This is a genomic window from Streptomyces sp. NEAU-174 (assembly GCF_052665095.1).
In genome coordinates this window covers 225,185-236,439 of record NZ_JBQTCE010000015.1, presented here as the reverse complement: position 1 = coordinate 236,439, position 11,255 = coordinate 225,185, and the positions used below count along the sequence as shown (strand labels likewise).

The window sequence follows — 11,255 nt, the reverse complement described above, 5'->3', positions numbered from 1 at the left end:
CACCAACCGCACGCCGTACACCCAAGCTTCCCAAGCTCAATCCCGTGAGGTATTGATGTCGGACCACGAAAAGCTCCTCGGCTACCTCCGACGGGTGACCGCCGATCTACATGAGACCCGACAGCGCCTTCAGGAAGTGGAGGCGGCGGCGCGCGAGCCGATCGCGATCGTCGGGATGAGCTGCCGCTACCCCGGGGGTGTGCGGACTCCCGAGGAGTTCTGGGAGCTGCTGGCCGGTGCGCAGGACGCGATCACGGCCTTTCCCGAGGACCGTGGCTGGGACGTCGACGCCGTGTACGACCCGGATCCGGACCGGCCGGGTACCTCCTACACCCGCGAAGGCGGCTTCCTCAGCGACGCGGGGGACTTCGACGCCGACTTCTTCGGGATTTCGCCGCGTGAGGCGCTGGCGATGGACCCGCAGCAGCGGCTGCTGCTGGAGACGTCGTGGGAAGCCATCGAACGGTCGGGCATCGATCCCGCGTCGCTCAAGGGAAGTCGGGCCGGCGTCTTCGTCGGAACCGTCACCCCGCACTACGGCCCGCGCCTGCACAGGGCGACCGATGGTGTCGAGGGCCACCTGATGACCGGCACTGCCCTCAGCGTCGTGTCCGGACGCCTCGCCTACACCCTCGGGCTGGAGGGCCCCGCGGTGACCGTGGACACGGCGTGCTCGTCCTCGCTGGTGGCCCTGCACCTGGCCGTACGGTCCCTGCGCCAAGGAGAGTGCTCCGGCGCGCTGGTCGGCGGTGTCACGGTCATGTCCACGCCCGGCACCTTCATCGGCTTCAGCCGGCAGCGCGGGCTCGCCCCGGACGGCCGGTGCAAACCCTTCTCGGCCGCCGCGGATGGCTTCGGGCTCGCCGAAGGCGCCGGCATGCTGTTCCTGGAGCGGCTGTCCGACGCGCACCGCGACGGCCATCCGGTGCTGGCCGTCGTACGCGGCACGGCGGTCAACCAGGATGGGGCCAGCAGCGCGCTGTCCGCGCCGAACGGCCCGTCGCAGCAGCGGATGATCCGGGCGGCGCTGGCGGACGCGGGGCTGACCGCGGCCGAGGTCGACGTCGTGGAGGCGCACGGTACGGGTACGACGCTGGGCGATCCGATCGAGGCGCAGGCGCTGCTGGCCACGTACGGGCAGGAGCGGGACGGGGACCGGCCGTTGTGGCTGGGCTCGGTGAAGTCCAACATCGGGCACACCCAGGCCGCCGCGGGCGTGGCCGGTGTCATCAAGACGGTGCTGGCCATGCGGCACGGCGTGCTGCCGCCCACCCTGCACATCGAGGAGCCGTCGCCGCACGTCGACTGGTCGGCCGGCCACGTCCGGCTCCTCGCCGAGGCCACCCCCTGGCAGCAGGGTGAGCTACCGCGCCGGGCAGGTGTCTCTTCGTTCGGCATCAGCGGCACCAACGCGCACGCCATCATCGAGCAGGCGCCCCACCCGCTGGAGGGCGAGGCGGACGGCGCGTCGGATGACGGCGCCGTACCGCCCGCGGTGGCCTCGGCATCGCTCCCACTCGTCCCGTGGGCGTTCTCGGCCAGGTCCGCGGCGGCTCTGCGCGGCCAGGCCGCCCGGCTGCTGGACCATGCGCGCAGGCATCCGGAGGTCGCCGCGGTCCACACCGGCCTGGCCCTCGGGACCACCCGGACCGTCTTCGACCACCGCGCGGTGGTCCTCGCGCCGGACCACGCGGGCGCCGTACGCGAGCTGGAGAAGTACGTCGCGGACCACGACACTCCGGGGCTCGTCACGGGCGTTGCACGACACGGCACCGCGGTGGCGCTCGTCTTTCCGGGACAGGGATCGCAGTGGGCCGGGATGGCGGCGGAGCTGTTGGATTCCTCGCCGGTGTTCGCGGAGCGGATGGACGAGTGCGCCGTCGCGTTGGCGCCGTATGTGGACTGGTCGCCGCTGGACGTCCTGCGGAGCACCGGCGGGGACGGCTGGTTGGGCCGGGTGGACGTGGTGCAGCCGGTGCTGTGGGCGGTGATGGTGTCCTTGGCCGAGCTGTGGCGTTCGTACGGCGTGGTGCCGGCGGCGGTGATCGGTCACTCCCAGGGGGAGATCGCGGCCGCGTGTGTCGCGGGCGGGCTGTCGTTGGAGGACGCGGCACGCGTGGTCGCGCTGCGCAGTCGGGCGTTGCGGGCGCTGTCGGGCCGGGGCGGCATGGTGTCCATCGGCCTTCCCGTCGCCGAGGTGCGGGAGCGGCTGTCCGCGTGGGGCGAACGGCTGTCGGTGGCGGCGGTGAACGGGTCCTCGGCCGTGGTGGTGTCGGGTGACACCGACGCGCTCGAGGAACTGCTGGTGCGGTGCGAACGTGACGGAGTACGGGCACGCCGGGTTCCGGTGGATTACGCCTCGCACTCCGCACATGTGGAGGCGATCGAGGACGAGTTGCTTCGCGACCTCGCGGGGATCGCTCCACGGTCGTCGGCGGTGCCGTTCTATTCGACGGTGACCGGCGGGGTGCTGGATACGGCGGAGTTGGATGCCGCCTACTGGTATCGGAACCTGCGGCGGACCGTCCGCTTCGATGAGACGGTACGGGTTGTGCTGGGCGAGGGTATCCAGGTGTTTGTGGAGGTCAGTGCCCATCCGGTACTGACCATGGGGATCGAGCAGACAGCCGATGACCACGGAACGCGGGCCACGGTGGTCGGGTCACTGCGTCGTGACGAGGGTGGGCCGGCGCGGTTCTTGAAGTCTGTCGCCGAGGCATACGTGGGTGGCGCCGACGTCGACTGGCGGGAGGTGTTCGCCGGTACCGGCGCGCGCCGCGTGGACCTGCCCACGTACGCCTTCCAGCGTCGCCGCTACTGGCTGGAGTCCGAGACCACGGAGGCCGATGACGTGTCGTCGGCGGGGCTGGCCTCGGCCGGGCACCCCCTGCTGGGAGCCGTGGTTCAATTGCCCGACTCCGATGGTCTGCTGTTGACGGGCCGCCTGTCGCTCCGTACCCATGCCTGGCTCGCCGACCATGCGGTGCTGGGCCGTGCCGTCCTGCCCGGCACGGCGTTCGTCGAATTGGCGTTGCGAGCGGGAGACGCCGCCGGATGCGATCGGCTGGAAGAGCTCACGCTCGAGACGCCGCTGGTGCTGCCCGAAGAGGGCGCGCTCCAGGTGCACCTGGTCGTGAGCGGGCCGCAGGAGACGGGACTCCGCGAATTCGGCGTATACGCGCGCCGCGACGACGCGCCGAGCGAGTCATGGACGCGTTACGCGCGAGGCACACTGACCGCGCTGAGCCCGGCAGCGCCCTCCGCGGATCTGAGCGTCTGGCCGCCGACCGGCGCTCAGGCGGTCGAGACCGCGGGGCTCTACGAGCGGCTGGCGGCCACTGGGCTCGCGTACGGCCCGGCGTTTCGTGGTCTGCGGGCCGCCTGGCGCCGGGGTGATGAGCTCTTCGCCGAAGTGGCGCTGCCGGAGGACGTACGAACCGAGGCGAGCCGGTTCGGGGTACATCCCGCGTTGCTGGACGCGGCGCTTCACGTCTGGTTGGTCCACCACGATACGGAAGCCGATAGGGAAACCGATACGAAAACCGGGGGAGTCCGGTTGCCGTTCGCGTGGAGTGGTGTCTCGTTGTACGCGGTCGGGGCTTCGGCGGTGCGGGTGCGGCTGGCGCCGGCCGGCGATGGCGCGGTGTCGGTAGTGGTGGCCGACGGTGCGGGGGTGCCGGTGGCGTCGGCGGATGCCTTGGTGACACGTCCGGTGGGGGAGGGGGAGTTCGCGGCCGCTGCCGGCGTGGCGGAGTCGTTGTATCGCGTCGAGTGGGTGCCCGCGCCGCCGGCCGCGGGGCCGGAGGTTGGAGCACAGGAGTGTGCGGTGGTCGGGGAGGATGATGTCGGGCTGACCGAGGTGTGGGGGGCGGAGGGGTTCGCGGACTTCGATGAGCTGGGCGAGCGCGTGCCCGATGTTGTGGTGGTATGCGCGTGTTCTGTTGGTGATCGGAGCGTCGTGTCCGGGGTGAGCGCGGCGGTTGACCGGGTTCTGCGCCTGGTACAGGGGTGGCTGGCGGAGGAGCGGTTCGCCGGGTCCCGGTTGGTCGTGGTCACGCGGGGCGCGGTGGCGGTCGAGGCCGGTGAGGATGTGCGTGATCTGGCCGCGGCCCCGGTGTGGGGACTGGTGCGCTCGGCGCAGGCCGAGCACCCGGAGCGGTTGGTCCTGCTGGACGTGGACGACGCCGGCGCTTCGCTGGACGCTCTGCGCGAGGCGGTGCTGACCGGGGAACCCCAGGTGGCCGTGCGCGGGGGTGAGGTACTGGTGCCGCGCCTGACCCAAGGCCCGGCGAGTGGAGTGTTGGTGCCCGTGGCGGAGGGGCGGCCATGGCGGCTGGAGCCTTCGAAGGAGCGGACGCTGGAGGGGCTGACCCTGGCGGCGGCTGGGGACGTGGCTCGTGAACTGGGTGAGTTCGAGGTGCGCGTCGCCGTACGCGCGGCGGGGCTGAACTTCCGCGATGTGCTCATCTCGCTGGGCATGTATCCGGACCACCGGGCGCTGATGGGAAGTGAGGGAGCCGGTGTCGTGGTGGCCACCGGCCCGGGGGTCGAGTCCTGCGCCGTCGGCGATCGCGTGATGGGTCTGTGGACCGGCGGTTTCGGGCCGCTGGCGGTGGCGGATCACCGCACCCTGACCCGGATCCCGGACGGCTGGTCATTCGCCGAAGCCGCGTCCGTTCCGGTGGTGTTCGTCACGGCGTTGTACGCGTTGCGCGAGCTGGCGGGTGTGCGGCCCGGTGAGTCGCTGCTGGTGCACTCGGCGGCCGGTGGAGTGGGGATGGCTGCGGTGCAGCTGGCGCGGGTGTTCGGCCTCCGGGTCTTCGCCACCGCCGGCCCTGGTAAGTGGGACGTACTGCGCGGTCTGGGAGTTGACGACGCGCATCTGGCGTCGTCGCGGTCGCTGGAGTTCGAGGAGCGGATCCGCTCGGTGTCGGGTGGTCGCGGTGTTGATGTCGTGCTGGACTCCCTGGCGGGTGAGTACGTCGACGCCTCGCTGCGGCTGCTCGGCGAGGGCGGGCGCTTCATCGAGATGGGGAAGGCGGACGTGCGGTCCGCCGACGAGGTGGCGGCGGCGCACCCCGGTGTGACATACCGGGCGTTCGACCTGATGGAGGCGGGGCCGGAGCGCATCGGGGAGATGCTCACCGAGATCGTCGGCCTTTTCGAGCAGGGTGCGCTCACGCGATTGCCGACGCGGGTGTGGGATGTGCGCCGGGCGGGTGAGGCGTATCGGTTTATGCGCGAGGCGCGGCATGTGGGGAAGTTGGTGTTGAGCGTTCCGGCCGCCTTGGATCCGGAGGGGGTTGTGCTGGTGACGGGGGCGGGCGGCGTGTTGGGTGGTTTGGTGGCCCGGCATCTGGTGGCCGAGCGTGGAGTGCGTCACTTGCTGCTGGTCAGCCGACGTGGCCCGACGGCCGAGGGCATGCCGGAGCTCGAGGCGGAGCTGACGGGCATGGGTGCGTCGGTGACCGTCGCCGCATGCGATGTGGCGGATCGCGACGCCCTGGCGGAGGTGCTGGCGCGGATGCCCGGCGGACGTGGTGTGACGGGCGTGGTGCATGCCGCGGGCGTGTTGGACGACGCGACCGTGGCGTCGCTGACGCCGGAGCGGGTTGACGCGGTGCTGCGGGCGAAGGTGGCCGGGGCATGGAATCTGCATGAGTTGACGCGGCGCCACGATGTCGCGGTGTTCGCGTTGTTCTCGTCGGCCGCCGGTGTATTGGGCTCGGCGGGGCAGGCGAATTACGCGGCGGCGAATACGTTTCTGGATGGGCTCGCCGCGCATCGCCGTGCTCTGGGTTTGGCCGGCGTGTCGCTGGCGTGGGGCATGTGGGCCGAGCGTTCCGGTATGACGGAGCACCTCGGCGAGGCGGATCTGTCGCGGATGGCGCGGGTCGGTGTGGTGCCGTTCTCGTCCGACGAGGGGTTGCGGCTCTTCGACGCGGCGCACGCCCTGGCGGAGAGCCTGGTGGTACCCGCCCGGCTGGACACCGGTGCCCCGGCCGCCTCCGGCGCCGCGGTACCCGCCATGCTCAAGGGGCTCATACGGCGGTCGGTCCCCGCACGACGCACCCTCAACCACGCCGAGGCGCTCCGCACGGTCGACCAGGCCACCGAATGGCGGCAGCGGTTGCTCGGCATGAGTCCCGCCGACCGCGGCCACACCGTGCTGGAGCTCATCCACACGCAGATGATGGCCGTGTTGGGGCATGCCACGCCGGACGCGGTCGAGCCCGACCGGGCGTTCAAGGATCTCGGTCTCGACTCCCTGACCGCCGTCGAGCTGCGCAATCTGCTGAGCGCGACGACCGGGCTGCGGCTGCCCGCCACGCTGGCCTTCGACTACCCGAACAGCAGGGCACTGAGCGCATACATCCTGGCCGAACTGGCGGGGCGGGCCGACGCCGACGGCGCGGCGGCGACGCCCTCCCCGGCCGGCGGAGGCGATGGCACGTCCGACGACGACCTCATCGCGATCGTCGGGATGAGCTGCCGCTACCCGGGCGGCGTGATGTCCCCGGAGGATTTGTGGCAGCTCGTCGTCTCCGGTGGGGACGCGATCGGCGGACTGCCCACCAACCGTGGATGGGATCTCGACGGCATCTACGACCCGGACCCCGACGCGCCCGGCAAGACGTATGCGCGTGAGGGCGGGTTCCTCTACGCCGCGGGCGAGTTCGACGCGGAGTTCTTCGGGATCTCACCACGTGAGGCCGAGGCGATGGACCCGCAGCAGCGTCTGGTGCTGGAGACCTCGTGGGAGGCGCTCGAACGTGCCGGGCTGGTCGCGTCGTCGCTGCGCGGCAGCAGGACAGGTGTCTTCGTCGGCTCCCACTACCAGGAGTACGGCCCGCGGCTGCACGAGGCGGTGGAGGGTTCCGAAGGCCACCTGATGACGGGGAGCGCGGCCAGCGTCCTGTCCGGGCGCGTGGCGTACGCCTTCGGCTTCGAAGGGCCCGCGGTGACGGTGGACACGGCGTGTTCATCATCGCTGGTGGCCTTGCATCTGGCGGTGCGGTCGCTGCGTCAGGGCGAGTGCGACATGGCGCTGGCCGGCGGTGTCGCCGTCATGCCGAATCCCGGCCCGCTCATGGGTTTCAGCAGGCAGCGCGGTCTGGCACTCGACGGGCGGTGCAAGGCGTTCGCGTCGGGCGCGGACGGGACATCGCTCGCCGAGGGGGCGGGGGTGCTGGTGGTGGAGCGGTTGTCCGATGCCCGGCGGCGGGGGCATCGGGTGCTGGCGGTGGTGCGTGGCAGTGCGGTGAATCAGGACGGCGCGTCGAACGGGCTGACGGCGCCGAATGGTCCGTCGCAGCAGCGGGTGATTCGGGCGGCGCTGGCGGACGCGGGGGTGTCGGCGGCGGAAGTCGACGCGGTGGAGGCGCATGGTACGGGGACGAGGCTGGGGGATCCGATTGAGGCGCAGGCGCTGCTGGCGACGTATGGGCGCGAACGGGCGGGCGGAGGCCGGCCGTTGTGGCTGGGGTCGTTGAAGTCGAACATCGGGCACACCCAGGCGGCCGCTGGTGTGGCCGGTGTGATCAAGATGGTGCTCGCGCTGCGGCACGGTGTGCTGCCGCCCTCGCTGCACATCGACGAGCCGACGCCGCACGTGGATTGGCCGGCCGGCGGGGTGGAGCTGCTGCGGGACGCGGTGGCGTGGCCTGCGGAGGGAGCGCCGAGGCGTGCGGGTGTGTCGTCGTTCGGGATCAGCGGGACGAACGCACACGTGATCGTGGAGCAGGCTCCGCACGAGGAGGAGCGTGTGGAGGCGTCAGCGGATGACGCGGGTGTGGTGGCGTGTGTGGTTTCCGCGCGGTCGGAGGTGGCGCTGCGCGCCCAGGCGGAGCGCTTGGCGGAGTTCGTGCGGGCTGATGACGGCCTGTCGCCCGCGGCGGTGGCGTCGTCACTCGTGACGTCCCGGTCGGTGTTCGAGCACCGCGGTGTGGTGCTGGCCGCGGGGCGTGACGGGCTGCTGGCGGGCCTGGCGGCTCTGTCGTCGGGGAAGCCGGCGGCCGGTGTGGTGCGCGGCGCCGTTCTTCCCGGGAAGTCGGCGGTGCTGTTCTCGGGGCAGGGCAGCCAGCGCGTCGGCATGGGGCGGGAGCTGTACGAGCGCTTCCCCGCGTTCGCGGAGGCGTTCGACGCGGCGTGCGCCCGGTTCGACGCCCTGCTGGACCGGTCGTTGCGGGAGGTGGTGTTCGGGGACGAGGACGCGTTGGCCCGGACGGAGTTCACGCAGTGTGGATTGTTCGCGGTCGAGGTGGCTCTGTTCCGGCTGGTGGAGTCGTGGGGTGTGCGGCCGGATTTCGTGGGTGGTCATTCGCTGGGGGAGGTGGTGGCAGCACATGTGGCGGGGGTGTTGTCGTTGGCGGACGCCTGTGCGTTGGTGGCGGCTCGGGGCCGGTTGATGGGGGAGTTGCCTGGGGGCGGGGTGATGGTGTCGGTGCGGGCGGCGGAGGCGGAGGTGTCGCCGCTGCTGGCGGCGCATGCGGACGAGGTGAGCGTCGCGGCGGTCAACAGCCCCGGGTCCGTCGTGCTCTCGGGACGGGAAGCGGCGGTGGCCGAGGTGGTGGGGGTGTTGGCGGAACGGGGCGTGGAGGCGAAGCGGCTGCGGGTGTCGCATGCCTTCCACTCGCCGTTGACGGAGCCGATGCTCGCCCCGTTCCGCGAGGTGGTGGACGGGCTCTCCTTCCGCGCGCCGCGCGTTCCGGTGGTGTCGAACGTGACGGGCGCGGTGGCCTCGGCCGAGGAGTTGTGCGCGCCTGACTACTGGGTGCGGCATGTGCGGGAGACGGTGCGCTTCGCCGATGGGGTGGCGGCCCTGGCCGGGCGGGGAGTGACGACGTTCGTCGAACTCGGTCCCGACGGTGTGCTTTCCGGAATGGGGCAGGAGTGCCTGCCCGACGCGGTGTTCGCGCCGGTCCTGCGGAGGGACGTGGACGAGACCAGCTCGGTCGTCGACGGGCTCGCCCAGGCGTATGTGCGGGGCATGGCAGTGGACTGGGCAGCCGTCATCGCTGCCGGCGGCTCGTCGCCGCGGCGCGTGGACCTGCCCACGTACGCCTTCCAACGGGAGCACTTCTGGCTGCGCTCGACCGCCGGGACCGCTGCGACGACGGCCGGTGACGCGCTGCCCGGGGGCCTGGCGGACGCCGGTTTCTGGGAGGCGGTGGAGCGTGGTGACGCGAGCGCGCTCGCGAGCGAGCTGTCGGTCGAGGACGGGGACGGCGCCGGTGAGTCGCTGGCGGCGGTGCTCCCGGTGCTGTCGGCGTGGCGGCGGCGTCGGCGGGAGCTGGAGTCGGTGGACGCCTGGCGCTACCGGGTGGCGTGGTCGCCGGTGGCCGGTGGGACGGGCACGCTGACGGGGGCGTGGCTGGTGGTCGTCCCCCAGGGGCACACCGGGGACGCGTGGGTGTCGCACGTGGTGAAGTCGATGGCGGAGCGCGGGGCGTCCCCGGTGGTCGTGGAGCTCGCGTCGGGCGCCACGGACGGCGACGCGGTGGCCGGACCGTTGCGCGCGGCGCTGGCACGGGCCGGCGACGCGGGGATCGTCGGCGTGCTGTCGCTGCTGGCGCTCGCGGAGGGACGGCACGCGGTGCATGGGTCGGTGTCACTGGGCGTGGCGTTGACGCTGGCCATGGTGCAGGCGGCGGGCGAGGTGGGGGTGCGGGCCCCGGTGTGGTGCGTCACGCGCGGGGCCATGTCGGTGAACGGCGCGGAACGGGTGCGGAGCACGGAGCAGGCCGGGGTGTGGAGTCTGGGACGTGTGGTCGGCCTGGAGGCGCCGGAGCGTTCGGGCGGGGTGGTGGACCTGCCGGACGTGCTGGACGGGTGGGTCACGGATCGTCTGGCGTGGGTGCTCGGCGGCGGCTCGGGCGAGAGCGAGGTGGCGGTCCGGGGCGCGGGTGTGTTCTGCCGCCGTGTGGTGCGGGCCGCCGCGGGCGGACACCGCGGTGCGGGGTGGCGGCCCTCGGGGACCGTGCTGGTCACCGGCGGTACGGGAGCGTTGGGTCGGCATGTGGCGCGGTGGCTGGCGCGCGCCGGCGCCGAGCGCTTGGTGCTCGTGTCCCGCCGCGGCCCCGGTGCCGACGGGGCGGACGATTTGCGCAAGGAACTGGAGGGGCTGGGCACGCGGGTGGAGTTGGTGGCCTGCGATGTGGGTGACCGGACGGCCGTCGCCGAGTTGGTGGCGGACGTGACAGCGCGGGCGCCGCTGACAGGAGTCGTGCACACGGCCGGGGTCCTGGACGACGGTGCGCTGGAAGCGCTGACCGTGGAGCGGTTCGAGGAGGTCCTGCGGTCGAGGAGCGCCGCGGCGTGGCATCTGCACGAGGCCACCCGGGACTTGGGGCTCTCCGCGTTCGTGCTGTTCTCCTCGTTGGCGGGCGTCGTGGGTGCTGCCGGGCAGGCGAACCACGCGGTGGCGGACGCACTTGTGGACGCGCTGGCCGAGCGGCGGCGGGCCGAGGGGCTGACGGCCACCTCGGTGGCGTGGGGGCCATGGGCCGACGACGACATGGCCGTCGGCGGCGGCGAGGCCGGCCACGACGTCCGGCGCGGTGGTCTGGCCCCGATGGATCCGCGGTCGGCCCTCAGGGCGCTGGAGCGGTCACTGGCGGAGGGCGAGACCTCCGTCGTCGTCGACGCCGACTGGCCTCGCTTCATCGGTGCGTTCGAGGCCCGCCCGCTGGAACGGTTGCTCAGCGGCATCCCGGAAGTGCGGCAGCTCATGACTGACGCGGCCGACGACACCGACGTGGCGCGGGCCGAGGATCCGGCCGCGCTCGCCAGGCGCCTCCAATCCCTGCCCGAGACCGAACGGAGCCGGGAGCTGCTGGAACTCGTGCGCGCCCATGCCGCCGCCGTGCTGGGGCACACCGGCGTGGACGCGATCGCCCCCGGCCGCCGCTTCACCGAGGTGGGATTCGACTCCCTGACCGCCATGCGCCTGCGCAACCGGCTCGGCGCGGCCACGGGCATCCAGCTCACCGCCGCGACGGTGTTCGCCCACGCCACGCCGACCGCTCTGGCCGGCCACCTGCTCGCCACGTACGCGGCTCCCCCCGAGCGACCGAGGCCCCGGCTGCGGCCACGAGACCGGGCATGACGGCGTCGGTCGCGACCGACGCGGGCTGAGGCACGTCGTGTAACGGTGGCTCTCGCCGATGCCGGGCTCACTGCCGCGCGGTGATGATGGCAGAGATGTGGAGAACCCTTGCCCACCGGCGAACGACATGACCCACCGGCGAACGATA

At 72.4% G+C, this 11,255-nt stretch carries 1 protein-coding gene; it reads left to right on the top strand.

Annotated features, from left to right (window positions below; all coding sequences use genetic code 11):
• The first annotated feature begins 55 nt into the window (after positions 1-55).
• Positions 56-11,107, top strand: coding sequence for a type I polyketide synthase (locus ACT2CW_RS36575; protein WP_445519661.1), 11,052 nt, complete (start codon positions 56-58; stop codon positions 11,105-11,107).
• Positions 11,108-11,255 lie beyond the last annotated feature (148 nt).

What these genes read in the sequence shown, in the direction of transcription:
- ACT2CW_RS36575 (WP_445519661.1), top strand. Translation starts at nt 56, where the DNA reads ATGTCGGACCACGAAAAGCTCCTCGGCTACCTCCGACGGGTGACCGCC.